The sequence below is a fragment of the Aquamicrobium defluvii genome, from assembly GCF_004363725.1.
Lineage (GTDB): Bacteria > Pseudomonadota > Alphaproteobacteria > Rhizobiales > Rhizobiaceae > Mesorhizobium > Mesorhizobium defluvii.
In genome coordinates this window covers 77,828-92,064 of record NZ_SNZF01000018.1, presented here as the reverse complement: position 1 = coordinate 92,064, position 14,237 = coordinate 77,828, and the positions used below count along the sequence as shown (strand labels likewise).

The window sequence follows — 14,237 nt, the reverse complement described above, 5'->3', positions numbered from 1 at the left end:
CGCATCGCAACTCGTTACGACAAACTCGCCGCCAACTTCATCGGCTTCGTCAAAATCGCCAGCATCATGATGTGGCTGAAATGATTAAATCATCACTACAGCCTACGGCCTCTGGTGGCTCGGCGCCGCAGCGGTCCCGGTCAATGCCAAGTTGCATCCGCGAGAGGTGGAGGTCATTGTCGAGGACTCAGTTCCGTCGCTCATCGTGGTGTCCGGGGAAGATCGCAGCTTAGACGGTTGGTGCGCGGATATTCCACGGCTTTGTGTCGGCGGCGACGACTGGCGGACGCTGTGCGGTGCGGCGCCGTTGCCGCGACCAGCGGAGCGCCGCGACAACGATCTCGCCTGGCTGTTCTATACCTCCGGCACCACCGGTAGACCCAAGGGCGTGATGCTGTCTCACGGCAACCTCGTCGCCGCCGCGCTGTGCTATCCGCTCGACGTCGACCCGCCCCTGCCGGCCGACGCCGCGCTCTACGCCGCCCCGATGTCGCATGGCGCCGGCCTGTACAACTTCATCCATGTGCGCGCCGGCGCCCCGCCATGTCGTGCCGCCGCCGGGAGGGTTCGAGCCAGGCGAGATCATCTCGCTGTCAAAGCGTCTGCGCAATGTCACTTTTTTCGTCGCGCCGACCGTGGTGCGCAGGCTGGTCGAGCACGCGAAGGCGCATGGCGAGAACGGTGACGGCATCAAGACGATCGTCTATGGCGGCGGACCGATGTATGTCGCCGACATCGAGGAGGCGGTCGCCATGATGGGAACATGCTTCGTTCAGATCTACGGCCAGGGCGAGAGTCCCATGACGATCACCGCGCTCTCTCGCACGCAGATCGGCGATCGCGGGACGCCCGGCTGGCGCGACCGCCTCGCTTCGGTCGGCATGGCGCAAAGCTGTGTCGAACTCCGTATCGTCGACAGCGAAGGCGCGACGCTTTCACCCGGGGAGGTCGGCGAGGTGATCGTTGCAGGGCCACAAGTCATGACCGGCTACTGGTGCAACGACCAGGCGACCGCTGCGACGCTGCGCGCGGGCTGGCTGTGGACCGGCGATCTTGGCCGACTCGACGAGGATGGCTTCCTGACGCTCACCGACCGGTCGAAAGACGTGATCATCTCCGGCGGCTCCAACATCTATCCGCGCGAGGTGGAGGAGGCACTGCTCAGCTATCCCGGTGTGGCCGAGGCCTCGGTGGTTGGACGCCCACATCCCGACTGGGGCGAGGAGGTGATCGCCTTCGTCGTCCTGGCGCAGGGCTGCGACGCCGAACAGGACGCGCTTGACGCTCATTGCCTAGGCCACATCGCCCGCTTTAAGCGCCCAAGACACTACGTCTTCGTGTCCGGTCTGCCCAAAAACAACTATGGCAAGATCTTGAAGACCGAACTGCGCGAGCGCCTGAAAGTGCAAAATGATAACTTCGCGGATTGATTTGGCGGCCACGGTGACCGGCAACCGGCCGCCCTTCCTGCTCCAAGCCCGCTGGATGCGGAGGCGTGGTGGGCATTCGTTCTTCAAACGAAGGCGGCAGTCTCAGCCTCTCCCTCGTCGGGCGATCCGCCTGTCGACAGACGAGCGTGGATCGAGGCCGCAAGCCGCTCGGCTTGAAACTTGAGCTGCCTTTCGTAATAGAGCCTGCGCTCCTCGATGATCGACTGCAGTGTTCCCGTCAGCCCGACGCTGAAGATGACGCCGATTTCCGGAACATTGATCGGGCACGCAATGGCGGCGAAGCCGGAAACATCCTCGGCGGCACATATCGCGACCCCACTGGCCCTTATCTCCTCAAACTCCGCAAACAGTTCCTCGATATTGGTGTGGGTTCGTTCGGTCAGCCTCGGAAGCGGCTTCGGTAGCATGGCCTCGACGACCTCTCGCGGCTGGAACGCCAAGATCGCCTTGGCGGCGGCCGTCGCGTGCGGCCACAGTTCACGCGGCGGCACGACATATCCACGTTCCGCGTTGTCGGGTTCGACAAGAACAGCCATGCGAATCTTGTTGTCGTTGAGCCTAGCGATCAGGCACGCCTCTCCGGTCTCGTTGGCCAGCCGCTTGAGGATTGGTCGCGTAAGCCCCTCTACCCAAGGATGTGGGGCGCCAGCATACAGCATCCTCAGGAATCTCGGGCCGGCCTTGTAGCTGCCGCCTTCACCCTTGTGGAAGGTCAGCAGACCAACTTTCACCAGCCCCTTCAGCAGCCTGTGCACTGTCGTCTTGGGCAGGTCTATCACATCTGCAATCTGCGTAAGACTTATGCCTGACGGAAATCCGGAAATAATCTCCAATATTCGCGTGTAGCGCTCAAGTGGCGAGTCGTTTTTTGGCTTTTCATTCATACGCATATATAAATCTATGAAGTTTGTTCAGGCCAATCAAGAGATACCCGCCGGCATGCTGAACTAGCGTTGTGTGCTCCGACGCTATGTTCATCGCTCGTTAGCGTGGAACTGCGGGACGCTTAGATCATATCCGCCTCCGACAAAGCAACCGTTTTGAGCCGCTGCCCGTAGCGAAGGGCGGTCGCGCCTCCCGGTAAAGGTACGACGTGGCATGTTTCGGCGCACGAACTAGATAGAGGCCGACGCACCTCACGGCGCCGGGAACAACTCGTTGGTGAAGTAATCCTCTGGACTAGCGTCGTGGGCAGCGAAACCGACCGACCTGTAGAGATCGAGCGTGGCGCTCCATTCCTCCTGCGAGTGCCATCCGAGCGGACGGCCCTCACGCAGGTCCTCGGAGGCCGACTCAGTATAGAAGAATGGCTTTAGAAGGCGGACCTGCTCGATCCAAGTGTCCCGATTCCTATCGAACTGTTTGCCGGGGTTGAGGGCGATGATCTCGTCGATAACCTCTTCTTCATTGCCGTTGAGCGCGTATTCCCATCCCTTTCCGACTGCCTCGACAAGACGCCGCAGGACATCCGTCTTTTCCTCTAGCACCTCGTCACGAGTGAACAGCCCGTAGCCCGGCAATTTGAGGCCGACCTCATCGAAGGTGATGTAGTCAGATTCCCGGGCATGGCTTACCTCGGGAATCGCAGAGACTGCGCCTGACAGCAGCGCATCGGCCTGACCGGTCATGTAGGTCGAGTAGATTGCGCCGAAATCGACCGTTATTACGTTGAACTTGTCGCGGCGGCTCCCCGCCGCATCGATGAATGTGTCCAGAAACGGTGTCACCCCTCCGGTCGCGGTAGTGACAATCGCTTTGCCTTCGAGCTCTTTAAGGTTCTGCACGCCACGCGGCACGATCAACGCGTTCTCGCTGGCACGCATGTAAGTTGCGATCGACTTGACTGGAACGCCGTTGCCCCGGGCGAAGGCGACCGTGGCGATCGAGGCCCAGCCGGCATCAGCTTGGCCTGCGCCGACCAGTTGCACGGCCGCTGAACCGCCGTTGCCGTCGAGCAGTTGGACCTCGAGACCGGCCTCATCGAAATAGCCCTTCATCTTGGCGGCGTACAGACCCGCATGACTGAAGCCGGGCTGCCAATCAGTTTGAATGACGACTTTATCGGCGGCCGACGCACCGGTCATGCAACTCGCGATGACAAAGGTGGCGAGCGTTAGACGCAGCTTCATAACAACCTCCAAATCCCATATTTCGGAATTTTATTACGATTTTTATCATCAACTATTGAATTAAGGAAGTCAATACGAAAGCATGGCTGAGCAGAAATCGCCTCGATGATTATTTACATAATCGGAATTTTATTCCATATTCCGGTTTCGTGCGATGTGTGAACATATCGTGTAGTGTGGCATGCCCCTTGCGCAAAGGACCCTGTAGGATTTCGTCGAGAAAAGGATCGGGAGCGAAGACCTAATGGCCCAGAAAACCAGCAGCCAACGCGGGTTGCACCCCGCGTCCGATCGCCCGATCACCCGTGATTATGTATGCGTATCCGATGTGAGCAAGACATATCAGACGCCTCGCAACGAAACGATCGAGGCGCTGAGCCATGTGAGCCTTACTCTGACGACCGGCGAGTTTCTATCGGTCGTTGGGCCCAGCGGTTGCGGGAAGAGCACGCTTCTGAAGTGCATCGCCGGGCTGAGCGCGCCCACGTCGGGTCTAATCACCGTTAATGGCAGGCCAGTCAAGGAGCCGCCGCCCAAGATGGGGATCGTCTTTCAGCGAGATATCCTGCTCGACTGGCTGAATATCGTCGACAATGTCCTCCTGCCGATCAGATATACTCGAGGGCATAACCCGGAAACAGCACGGCAGAGCGCGATGCGCCTTCTCGACACGATTGGGCTCGCGGGCTTCGAGCACAATCATCCATGGGAACTGTCGGGGGGCATGCGCCAGCGGGTCGCGATCTGTCGGTCGCTGCTGCTGGAGCCCGACCTGCTTCTCATGGACGAGCCTTTCGGCGCGCTGGACGCGCTGACTCGCGATGAGTTGAACCTCGTCCTTCAGCGGATATGGCTTCGGGACGAGAAGAGCGTGCTGTTCATAACGCACAGCATCCAGGAAGCCGTCTTTCTGTCCGATCGGGTAGTGGTCATGTCGCCGGGACCGGGACGAATCCTTGAGATGCTCGAGATTGATCTGCCGCGGCCGCGGGAACTGGAAATCCGGGAGACACCGGAATTCGGCCGCTACTCCAGCCATATCCGGGCGCTGCTCGAGCGACACGGTGCTTTTCGGAGGTGATGTCATGAGTGGCGCAGCACAGCACCATTTCTCCTTCTACAGCCGCTACAGGAAGGCCGTTTCCGCTACGCTGTCGATGGTCGCCCTCCTGCTCATGTGGGAAGCGGCAGTCTTCGTTTTCGCGCCTCCCGTCTGGTTGTTGCCGGCGCCTTCCGACATAGCGACCGAGCTCTTTGCCTTTCCCGCCTTCTACGCTCACCACGCTGTTTACACGATACGTTCAGCGCTGATCGGCTTCGCTATCGCGCTGGTGGTTGGCATGCTGGCCGCGATCGGCATCGTTTATTCGCGCTTTCTCGAAACGACCATCTACACGCTGATCGTCGGCATCAACAGTATTCCCAAGATCGCCTTGGCTCCACTTTTCATCATATGGTTGGGCACGGGCGTTAACTCCAAACTCGCCATTGCCGCACTTTCCGCTCTGTTTCCGATCGCAATCAGTAGCGTTCTGGGACTGCGTTCGGCCGATCCCGACGCACTCGATCTGGCAAGGTCCCTGCGCGCCTCGGGATTTCAGGTTCTGACCACCATCCGCCTGCCAAGTGCCGCCGCTTCGGTGTTTTCCGGCGTGAAGGTAGGGCTCTCCTTCGCGCTGATCGGCGCCATAGCCGGCGAGTTCGTAGCTTCCTCGCAGGGTCTGGGCTATGTCATCATCATCTCGCAGGGAACTCTGCTGACTACCCGCGTCTTCGCCTCGCTGTTGGTGCTTCTGATATCCGGAATGGTTCTGTTCTATGTCGTCTCATATGTCGAACGACTGCTGATCCCGTGGCATGTCTCGCAGCGCGGAAGCAGCGAGCACGTTATGATATGAGGTAAAGGCAGGGCGGCTCAAGCGATGACGAGATGCTCGGGATGAACGACGGACAGGCTTCCCACAGGCTTTCCGTATGCCTCTGGCGCTATGACAGAACGCAGCCGCTTCTGGACGGACGCGTCGGGATATCGGGCTTCCGACCGGTTTACGAGGTTCTCGATCCGGAGAAGGCGTACGATGCCTTTCTTGACGCGAGCTATGACGTCATTGAGATGTCGCTGAGCTATCAGCTGACAATGATCGCCTCCGGGACGGCGAGATATGCGGCTCTACCGGTCTTCCTGTCCCGTGCCTTCCGGCTAGGCAACATCTGGGTCAGGACCGATCGCTCTATTTCCTCGCCGCGCGATCTCGTGGGCAAGACGATCGGTGCACAGGACTACGACATGACGGCGGCGGTAGTGATACGCGGTTTTCTGCGCGAACGCCACGGAATCATGCCGGGTGATATGCGGTGGCGGATCGCCGACGAGACGGGTACGAGACGAGATGGGCGTCCCACACGTAACGTAGATGGCGTGGAGATCGAGCATGCGACCGACATCAGCCTCGGGGAGATGATAAAACGCGGTCAGCTCGACGCGCTGATCTCGCTCCGGACACCAAGCTGCGCCGAGGGCCAAGATCCGCTGGTGGTGCGCCTGTTCGGTGATTACAGGGCCGAAGAAATCGCCTTCTTCCGTGACACCAACGTCTTCCCGATCATGCATGTCGTCGGCATACGCCATGACGTGGCGGCTCGGTTTCCCGGATTACCCGCTGCGCTCTATCAGGCGTTCTGCGCCGCCAAGGTGATCGCTTACGAGGAGATGGCGCTGAGTATCTGGGTGCCGAAGGTTTCGCTGCCTTGGATCTCCCGGGAGGTCGAGATCACCCGAGAGGTGTTTGGCGATGACTACTGGCCATACGGTGTCGAACGCAACGTCGAGGCGCTGGAATACATGCAGAGACTGCACCGTCAGGAAGGGCTCTCCGGCCGCCACATCGACCTCGAGGAGTTGTTTCCGTTTGTGAGATAGTCCAAGGTCTCCGCTCGCGGCCCCTTCATATCCGGCGAACCGGCTGACCTCGCCGCATCGACGCGGCAGGCATTCTTCAACTTGATTTCTATTTATTAAGGAGCTTCGCATTTGCTTACCGAGCAAAATTCGCTGCTCGGGCAAGCTCGCCGGTGTGTCGCAAACGGTGCCGTAACAGTGCCCGGAGTATGAGGGTTCTGATTCGAGGAGAGGGTCTCATGTTCAAAGGGCGCCATTTTGACCGCTCGGTGACCCTTCTGTCGCGCGGTGGTATCCGGCCTACAATTTGAGCCTGCGCGATCTGGAAGAAATGATGGCCGAGCGATGTCGGCCAAGCTTTTTCTGCAATCACATCGACGGTGACGCCTGCATGGCGCCAACGCTCGATCTTGCGACGTTCATCCAAATCGATCTGGGAGTAGGTGCGTTTCACGAGTGAATCCTTGCTTGCGATAAGCTATTGATATCGCTGCAAAGTCACACTTCAAGGTAGAATGCACCCAAAGCAAAATGCAAAAGGTGTAACCAGATCGAGCGCCTCTTCGACAAACTCAAGAACTGGCGGCGGGTCGCAACACGCTACGATAAAACACAGGAATCCCATCTCGGATTTTTCGCAATAGCCGCAGTCAAATTATGGATACCCTTTGTCCACGAGCGCTAGCTATTCTGATGAGATAATATGACCTCGCAGTTCTTATCTTCGCCATCATTGGCGTACCGGATTCTCCAAACGCTTCTCCACAGTTCCGAAAGCCGCAGTAACTAATCTTCCACGTCGGGAGATCGTTTGCGTAACATGCTTTTGCAATTCGTCATTGGCATGAGAAGCCGCGCGATGCGATCTATCGGGGAGCGGCGGACCTTCGGGCGAGCTTGCGGGGGCGGCTTCAGGCAATGCTCCTTCGGGAGCGCCGCCCTTGAATATTCCCCGGAAGCGACGCGATTGATCGGGCAGGTTGCCGTGCTATGGTAGCCATGGCGTTTGCTGAAGGCGGGTTGAGATATTGAGCGAAACGGATCACGTCAGCGGGCGGCAGATTGCAGCCGGCAGGGTTCTGGCAGGCATCGGACAGGACAGGCTGGCCAAACTCGCCAATATTTCCGTCACCACCTTGCGGCGCATGGAATCGAGCGAAGGCCCGGCCAGCGGTCTGCCCAACAATGTCCGCGCCGTGAAAGCCGCGCTGGAAAAACTCGGCGTCCGCTTCATTCCTGAAAATGGCGGCGGCGCCGGCGTGCGCCTCAAATTCAACTCCTCGGAAGTCCGGCGTATAGCCACACTCGAAGGCGAAGGCGGGATCGTCGCCGACGACGACTTCTGATACATCGCATCAACGCCTGCTGGCCGGCACCCGCGTGGCGGGGGCGTTATGAAGCAATGCAGTAAAGGAACTGAACATGACCGACATCGTGGTTCGCGACAGCAACGGCAACCAGCTCAGCGATGGCGACAGCGTGACCCTGATCAAGGACCTCAAGGTCAAGGGCACTTCGGAAACCGTCAAGCGCGGCACGATGGTGAAGAACATCCGGCTGAACGGCAATCCGGGCGAGATCGAAGCCAATACGAAGCAGGTCAAGGGTCTGGTTCTGAAGACCGAATTCGTGAAGAAAGCCTGATCCCGAACCTGGAAACGGACGGAGAAGCGCGGCCCGGTTCGGGAAGGCGCGAGGCGCAGGCCGGAGCGGCGGGGAGCAATCGCCCAGCCGCATCTTCCGCATCGTAATCGTGCGTGGAAGAGCGATAAGGCCCGCAATTAACTTAACTTTGACTCTTACGGCCCATATCCGGAAGCATGAGCCAAAGTGAAGAAAAACCGGCCCCGCGCCGCTGGGAGACACTGATCTGCCTGGCGCGCGTTGGTGTGCTCTTCGCACCCGCCTTTGTCGGCCTGCTGGCCCTTGCCATTCTGTCGGCCCGCGAACCGGACAAGTCCTCGCCGCACGGCATCGACCTGTTCATGACCGGATCGATCCGTCGTTAGAAAGACTGGCGCCCGGTTAATCCACACTGCCGCTCCAGACCTTTGTTCCTGCCGCATTTAGGCCAAGTCAAGCGATGCCACCGGACTGCAAGATGCCCGGACTCCCTGTCGCGGCACACCGGCACGAGCGGGCTTGACCCTTCCGCTACAGAACATTGCGCATGCGCTGCCCGATGGGATCAGGCAGTCCCGTCCCGCTGCTGATGCAGATAGCTGCCTTGCAATTCGGCCTGAACCGCATCCTGAAGACCAAGGATCTCGCTGCGGATCGCGTCGTCGGCGAGCCCCGAACGCCGCATGTCGGCAACGATGCCGGCGATGCGCTCGCGCCAGAAGATGTTCGCAGCCGGGCCATGCACAACCTTGAGGTCGTCCACGATGGAGCGGATGAGCCGGGTGCGGGAGTGAAGCGGGAAAGGAATCAAGTCAGCCATGGAGGCATGCTTGAGCGATCATGGTTTACAGTTGGTGAACGTCCGGCGTTTCTTTGTATTCAAAATCGAAACGCAAGGGTGCTTGAAAGTCGCTGTCGCGGTGAACATATCCTCTCGAGGTGGACTGCGCCCCGCCGCATCCACCTTTTTTCAACATTCAAGCTCTTTGGATTCAGGAGGACCTGATGAGCACAAGGACGTTCGACAGCCCCGTTTTCGTAAAGGATGGCAACAGCCTCATACAGGAAATCGCGTGCCTCGAAGATGCCCTTGAATTCCTGTACGACTGGCCGCAGAAAAGGCGCGGTCCGATCCATGCCACGGCCCTGCGGGCCTGCCAGAAGGCATTCGAGACGGACTATCCGCTCAGCGCTGCCCGCAGTGCCTTTGTCGGTTTCGCGAAGTCATACCGCATCCTGGAAGACATCGGCGCTGTCATGCCCTGGGCACAGGCGTCGACCGCTCCGTCGGGCGGCATGAGAACCTGAGGGGGAAAGACTGCGTGACCCGGCGTGCAGCGAGCTTCACAGCTTCGCTGCGCGCAAGACCTCGTTGATGCGGGACTGCCATCCCGGGCCCGTGGCCTTGAATTTTGCAATCACCTCCGGGTCGAGCACATTTTCCATGCGAAGCCCCTCCTGCGATACAGGCTGGGGCCGGCGCCAGCGGCGGCGCTCATCAATGGCGTTCAGAACATCGCAAGCCGAGCACGCCTCGCTTTCGGAGAGGCTGCACAGCACCCGATCGCCGAACACCGCCGGCGTTTCTTCCTCGCCATCCCACACGGTCCATAGATTGGTGGGGTCGAGGACAACACTGAATCGTTTCCCGCGAATCGACATCTCACTGCTTCCGGCATGCACCCCCGACAGCAGGTTGTTTGCGATTCCTATCGCTGGATTGTTAATATGAACAGCGAGATTGTATTCAAATAAATATTTGTTTTTATTAAATTTTTATGGGATTTAGACAGCAAACCGGGATGACGCCGGCAGCGCCCGGATTGTACCTAGCCGAGCTTCTGCATCGTTTCGTTTTCAGGACTGCCCGGCACGATCATGTCTCTGGCGAGAAGTCCGCTGATGCGGCAAAAGGCGGTCAACGCACGAAAGGCATCGTCGGTGGGAATGATATCGACGCTCGCGCCAAAACAGGCATCCAGGGCCGCCTGAAAAACCGGCCCCTCCCGCCCAACCGGCCAGTTCTGAAGAAAGTCCAGCGCCTGTTCGACACCGTAAATTTCCTCAACCGGAGAATCGGGCGATGTCCGGATACGCACCGGCACCGCGAATTGAAGCCTGTCCATCTCAAGTCCTTCAGCAACGCAAGCCTGCTGTCACACGCAACGCAATCGCATTGCCGGCGCCACAGCCCGGCCTGCACCTTCATCGTGCTTTCAATGCGGCTCGGCGGCCAAGGTTCCACAGATGCGCCAATTCGGCTGCATGGGTTGAAGCGGCGCGCAATCGGTGCCACATGATATCGTATCGAATTCACGCCAGTCGTCCGAGCCATGACAACCTATCTTGACGCCGAGACCGCACCCTTACGCAACACCGGCCAGATCCGCCTGTACAATGAGGAAGCCTTTGCGGGCATGCGCAAGGCCTGCAATCTGACCGCACGGTGCCTCGATGAACTCATCGACATCATCCGTCCCGGGGTGACGACCAACACCATCGACCGCTTCGTGTTCGAGTTTGGCATGGACAACGGCGCCCTGCCCGCGACCCTCAATTATCGCGGCTACACCAAGTCCACATGCACCTCGATCAACCATGTCGTCTGCCACGGCATTCCCGACGACAAGCCGCTGCGCGACGGCGATATCGTCAACATCGACGTCACCTACATCGTCGACGGCTGGCATGGCGACGCCAGCCGCATGTATCCCGTCGGCAACATCAAGCGCGCCGCCGAGCGCCTTCTGGAAGTGACCTACGAATGCCTGCTGCGCGGTATCGCCGCCGTGAAGCCGGGCTCGCGCATCGGCGCGATCGGCGCTGCCATCCAGAGCTATGCCGAGGGCGAGCGCTGCTCCGTGGTGCGTGACTTCTGCGGCCATGGCGTCGGCAGGCTGTTCCACGATGCGCCGAATATCCTGCACTATGGCAATGCGACAGATGGCGTGGAGATGCGACCCGGCATGATCTTCACCATCGAACCGATGATCAATCTCGGCCGCCCGCATGTGAAGGTCCTGTCCGATGGCTGGACAGCCGTCACACGCGACCGCTCCCTTTCCGCGCAGTACGAGCATACGGTCGGCGTGACCGAAGCCGGCTGCGAGATATTCACCCTGTCGCCCAGGGGGCTCGACCGTCCCGGCCTGCCGGCATAACATCCGCCAAAGGCGGCAATGCCGGTATGCTCGATGCGTGGGGAGTTGGCAGAGCGTATGAGCAAGAAGAACGGCGATTCGCACGGGTTTCTGGCGGAACCCTCCGTCACGCTGACGCGGAAGACCGCCATAGCGCCGGAGAAACCACATTATCTCGGCCATCGCGAACGCCTGCGGGAACGTTTTCAATCCTCCGGCCACAACGCCCTGCCCGATTATGAGCTGCTCGAACTTCTGCTGTTTCGTCTCATACCGCGCTCCGACACCAAACCCGTAGCCAAGGCCCTGCTTGCGCGTTTCGGAACTCTTGCGGAGGTTCTGGGTGCTCCCACGAACCTGTTGCAGGAGGTGAAAGGCATAGGCCCGGCAGTTGCGCTAGACCTCAAGATCATCGCCGCCGCCGCGCAGCGCATGGTGCTCGGCGAGATCCGCGAGCGGGAGGTCCTGACATCCTGGTCGCAGGTGCTGGACTATTGCAAGGCGGCGATGGCGTTCGAGGAGCGCGAGCAGTTCCGCATCCTGTTCCTCGACAAGAAAAACGGTCTGATCGCCGACGAGGTGCAGCAGACCGGAACGGTCGACCACACGCCGGTTTATCCGCGCGAGGTGATCAGGCGGGCACTAGAACTGTCGGCGACAGCCATCGTCCTCGTGCACAACCACCCCACTGCCTCTGTTTCCTGCACGTTCAAGCACGCTCAATCACATTGAAACACTAGTAAAATTGACGATTTTCTCCATTGCGAACAGGGGGCGGTTATGTCAAATTGGGGGCGGTAAAAGGGGTAGAAAACGGCTTCCCGATCCCAACTAGCGATCCCCGTTTCTCCTCCACCGATCCCAGTTGCGGAACAGGAGGAAACGCCATGCCCGCCCTCACCGACACTGCAATCCGACACGCGCTGAAGCGCGTCGAGATGAGCCAGAAACAAGAAAACCTCGCCGATGGCGAAGGACGCGGCACCGGCCGCCTGGTGCTTGTTCTCAAGCCCATGCCGAAGCGCGTCACCGCGGATTGGATGGCGCAGCAGTGGCGCGACGGCAAGCGGACAAAGAAGAAGCTCGGCTCCTATCCCTCGATGTCGCTCGCCCAGGCCCGCGAAATCTACAAGCGCGACTTTGCCGATGTGATCCAGAAGGGACGGAGCATCAAGATTGCAACCGATACACGTCCCGGCACGGTCGCCGATCTGTTCGAGGGATATGTGGCCGCGCTCAAGGAAGCCGGAAAGCCGTCATGGAAGGAAACGGAAAAGGGTCTCAACAAGATCGCCGATACGCTCGGCCGCCACCGTCTCGCCCGAGAGATCGAAGCCGAGGAGATCATCGAACTGATCCGTCCGATCTATGAGCGCGGCGCCAAGTCCATGGCCGACCATGTGCGCTCCTACATTCATGCCGCCTTTAGCTGGGGCATGAAGTCCGACAACGACTATCGGCAACAATCCGCTCGCCGGTTCCGCATCCCCTTCAATCCAGCAGCGGGCATCCCGACGGAACCGAAGGTCCAAGGCACGCGCTGGCTCGACGACGACGAGTTCGTCCAGCTCTATCGCTGGTTGGAGTGCCCCGATACGCCGGTCCATCCGCCCTATACCCGCGCTGTCAGGCTGATCATGCTGACCGGCCAGCGCGTCGAGGAGATCGCGAGCCTGCATATCGACCAATGGGACGCGAAGGAGAAGATCATCGATTGGTCGAAGACCAAGAACGACCAGCCCCACGCCGTCCCGGTGCCGGCCCTGGCGGCGGAATTGCTCTCCTCCATCAACGTCAACGAATACGGCTGGTTCTTCCCTTCGGCGAAAGACCCCTCAAGGCCCGTCAGCCACGGCACGCTCTACTCGTTCATGTGGCGGCAGCGGGGTCGTGGGGTGATTCCCTATGTCACGAACCGCGACCTGCGCCGCACGTTCAAGACGCTGGCCGGCAAGGCGGGTGTTCCGAAGGAAATCCGCGACCGGCTGCAAAACCACGCCTTGCAGGATGTCAGCTCGAAGCATTACGACCGCTGGAACTACATGGCCGAGAAACGGGCCGGAATGGCGAAATGGGATAAATTCGTCCGTGCCATGCTGGCGAAGAAGCGTCTGAAGCTGGTCGCATGACATCCCGGCCGTGCAGCAAGGAATATCTGCCAATGAAGCTCTCTATCCCCGGGCTGGAATCAGCGCCGACCCACGCCGCTTGGCATAGACTGCCTCCGGCATCACGGCCGTCCAACATCGTGAAACAGGCCAGCCAGCCCGTCCGTGAACGGATCAAGTTCGGCAGCGCGATCCTTTGCCCAGGTCAGCCATTGCGAGGTCGTCTTCTCGCCGATGCTTTGATCGCCTTCAGCAGAAAATCTTGCCTCCAGCTCCGAGATAAAGTCATCAAGGACCTGCTTTTCGCGCCAGTTTGTCGCAGCTGATCGGAAGCGATTCCAGCGGCTATCATCCACTTCCTTCAGGCGTCGCAGCTCCCATCGCCGCCTTTCCTCTTCCTGATATCGGCGGTGGTCTTCTTCACGCTTGCGCTCCCATTCGATTAGTCGCGGAACGCTTGCCACAATCGTTTCCACAATTATCGGGATCAGGGTAGCGAAGAGCTTCTTCGGCTTCTCGACCCACTGCGGTTGCTCGCCTGGCAGCCATGTGATGATCTGAGCACGAAGCAGACCGGACGAGGTCAGCGCAGAATTGTGGTGGTCAGGATAGGCGCTCCACCTCGCTGCCTCGCCTTCAGGACGCTTCATCAGGCGAGACATCTTTTCCTTGACGGCACATTCAATATCTCGCCCCCCGATGGTGAAGATCAGCTTTCCGCGGATGTCCGCGTCCTTGACTCGCCCACCAGCGTTTTCGACAGCGTGGCAAAGGGTACTGCTGGCCCGGAAAGGTGGCGTCGCCTTAACGGATATGGATTGATCTGGGTGATATCCGCCGGTGATGACAAAGCTTTCAAACGTGGACACGGCTTCGCGCTACAAACG

Annotated in this window: 16 protein-coding genes and 6 pseudogenes; 15 read left to right on the top strand and 7 right to left on the bottom strand. The window is 59.5% G+C overall.

The genetic code is table 11. The features are described 5' to 3' along the window. The 3 genes and pseudogenes from DES43_RS14475 to DES43_RS23185 form a co-directional block, all read left to right on the top strand. Positions 1-84 (top strand): annotated as a pseudogene (locus tag DES43_RS14475) (IS5 family transposase); the annotation flags it as partial. A gap of 67 nt (positions 85-151) precedes the next feature. Next, positions 152-475, top strand: a pseudogene (locus tag DES43_RS23190) (AMP-binding protein); the annotation flags it as partial. A 46-nt stretch (positions 476-521) separates the two neighbouring features. Then, positions 522-1,430 carry a class I adenylate-forming enzyme family protein gene (locus tag DES43_RS23185; protein WP_051520492.1) on the top strand — a complete coding sequence of 303 codons (909 nt, stop codon included), beginning with the start codon at positions 522-524 and terminating at the stop codon, positions 1,428-1,430. 83 nt (positions 1,431-1,513) lie between these two features. Here DES43_RS23185 and DES43_RS14465 read toward each other — a convergent pair whose 3' ends face one another. Together DES43_RS14465 and DES43_RS14460 are read right to left on the bottom strand one after the other, a co-directional pair. Continuing rightward, the gene (locus DES43_RS14465) at positions 1,514-2,341 is read right to left on the bottom strand and encodes an IclR family transcriptional regulator (RefSeq protein ID WP_051611441.1); all 828 of its coding nucleotides are present in this window, start codon (positions 2,339-2,341) and stop codon (positions 1,514-1,516) included. A gap of 246 nt (positions 2,342-2,587) precedes the next feature. Beyond that, positions 2,588-3,580, bottom strand: coding sequence for an ABC transporter substrate-binding protein (locus DES43_RS14460; protein ID WP_035025431.1), 993 nt, complete (start codon positions 3,578-3,580; stop codon positions 2,588-2,590). A gap of 244 nt (positions 3,581-3,824) precedes the next feature. On the opposite strand from DES43_RS14460, the gene DES43_RS14455 reads away from it, so the two are divergent. The 4 genes and pseudogenes from DES43_RS14455 to DES43_RS22720 form a co-directional block, all read left to right on the top strand. After that, positions 3,825-4,661 carry an ABC transporter ATP-binding protein gene (locus tag DES43_RS14455; protein ID WP_084496449.1) on the top strand — a complete coding sequence of 279 codons (837 nt, stop codon included), beginning with the start codon at positions 3,825-3,827 and terminating at the stop codon, positions 4,659-4,661. 4 nt (positions 4,662-4,665) lie between these two features. Then, positions 4,666-5,478, top strand: a complete 813-nt coding sequence (locus DES43_RS14450) for an ABC transporter permease (RefSeq protein WP_035025433.1) — start codon at positions 4,666-4,668, stop codon at positions 5,476-5,478. Between the two features lie 41 nt (positions 5,479-5,519). Further along, complete coding sequence (locus DES43_RS14445; RefSeq protein WP_035025682.1) at positions 5,520-6,500, top strand: substrate-binding domain-containing protein; 981 nt, start codon at positions 5,520-5,522, stop codon at positions 6,498-6,500. A 218-nt stretch (positions 6,501-6,718) separates the two neighbouring features. Next, a pseudogene (locus DES43_RS22720) lies at positions 6,719-6,825 on the top strand (IS6 family transposase); the annotation flags it as partial. Here the strand turns inward: DES43_RS22720 and DES43_RS23375 are convergent. Continuing rightward, positions 6,795-6,933, bottom strand: a pseudogene (locus DES43_RS23375) (helix-turn-helix domain-containing protein); the annotation flags it as partial. The pseudogenes DES43_RS22720 and DES43_RS23375 overlap by 31 nt on opposite strands. A gap of 90 nt (positions 6,934-7,023) precedes the next feature. On the opposite strand from DES43_RS23375, the pseudogene DES43_RS14435 reads away from it, so the two are divergent. The 4 genes and pseudogenes from DES43_RS14435 to DES43_RS14420 all read left to right on the top strand — a co-directional run. Next, a pseudogene (locus DES43_RS14435) lies at positions 7,024-7,164 on the top strand (IS5 family transposase); the annotation flags it as partial. Between the two features lie 343 nt (positions 7,165-7,507). After that, positions 7,508-7,750: pseudogene (locus DES43_RS14430) on the top strand (transcriptional regulator); the annotation flags it as partial. 151 nt (positions 7,751-7,901) lie between these two features. Then, on the top strand, positions 7,902-8,123 hold the full coding sequence (locus DES43_RS14425) for an alkylphosphonate utilization protein (protein ID WP_035025436.1): 222 nt from the start codon (positions 7,902-7,904) through the stop codon (positions 8,121-8,123). A gap of 176 nt (positions 8,124-8,299) precedes the next feature. After that, positions 8,300-8,488 (top strand): hypothetical protein, encoded by a 189-nt coding sequence (locus DES43_RS14420; RefSeq protein ID WP_035025439.1) that lies wholly within the window; start codon positions 8,300-8,302, stop codon positions 8,486-8,488. A gap of 179 nt (positions 8,489-8,667) precedes the next feature. Here the strand turns inward: DES43_RS14420 and DES43_RS14415 are convergent, their stop codons facing one another. Further along, the gene (locus DES43_RS14415) at positions 8,668-8,922 is read right to left on the bottom strand and encodes a DUF6074 family protein (protein ID WP_051520494.1); all 255 of its coding nucleotides are present in this window, start codon (positions 8,920-8,922) and stop codon (positions 8,668-8,670) included. 185 nt (positions 8,923-9,107) lie between these two features. On the opposite strand from DES43_RS14415, the gene DES43_RS14410 reads away from it, so the two are divergent. Continuing rightward, positions 9,108-9,410, top strand: coding sequence for a DUF982 domain-containing protein (locus DES43_RS14410; RefSeq protein ID WP_035025442.1), 303 nt, complete (start codon positions 9,108-9,110; stop codon positions 9,408-9,410). A 36-nt stretch (positions 9,411-9,446) separates the two neighbouring features. Here the strand turns inward: DES43_RS14410 and DES43_RS22430 are convergent, their stop codons facing one another. Both DES43_RS22430 and DES43_RS14400 read right to left on the bottom strand, forming a co-directional pair. Beyond that, positions 9,447-9,764, bottom strand: a complete 318-nt coding sequence (locus DES43_RS22430) for a BrnA antitoxin family protein (protein WP_035025445.1) — start codon at positions 9,762-9,764, stop codon at positions 9,447-9,449. A 167-nt stretch (positions 9,765-9,931) separates the two neighbouring features. Continuing rightward, complete coding sequence (locus DES43_RS14400; RefSeq protein ID WP_035025448.1) at positions 9,932-10,228, bottom strand: DUF982 domain-containing protein; 297 nt, start codon at positions 10,226-10,228, stop codon at positions 9,932-9,934. 207 nt (positions 10,229-10,435) lie between these two features. Between DES43_RS14400 and map the strand changes: the two genes are divergently transcribed. The 3 genes from map to DES43_RS14385 all read left to right on the top strand — a co-directional run bounded on the left by map (position 10,436) and on the right by DES43_RS14385 (position 13,371). After that, positions 10,436-11,263, top strand: coding sequence for a type I methionyl aminopeptidase (map, locus tag DES43_RS14395; protein WP_035025450.1), 828 nt, complete (start codon positions 10,436-10,438; stop codon positions 11,261-11,263). 57 nt (positions 11,264-11,320) lie between these two features. Next, complete coding sequence (locus tag DES43_RS14390) at positions 11,321-11,974, top strand: JAB domain-containing protein (RefSeq protein ID WP_133675738.1); 654 nt, start codon at positions 11,321-11,323, stop codon at positions 11,972-11,974. A gap of 155 nt (positions 11,975-12,129) precedes the next feature. Continuing rightward, a complete protein-coding gene (locus DES43_RS14385; protein WP_035747296.1) occupies positions 12,130-13,371 on the top strand; it encodes a tyrosine-type recombinase/integrase in 1,242 nt (413 codons plus the stop codon). Positions 13,372-13,472: 101 nt separating this feature from the next. Here the strand turns inward: DES43_RS14385 and DES43_RS14380 are convergent, their stop codons facing one another. Continuing rightward, a complete protein-coding gene (locus tag DES43_RS14380) occupies positions 13,473-14,219 on the bottom strand; it encodes a hypothetical protein (protein ID WP_133675736.1) in 747 nt (248 codons plus the stop codon). Positions 14,220-14,237: the final 18 nt, after the last annotated feature.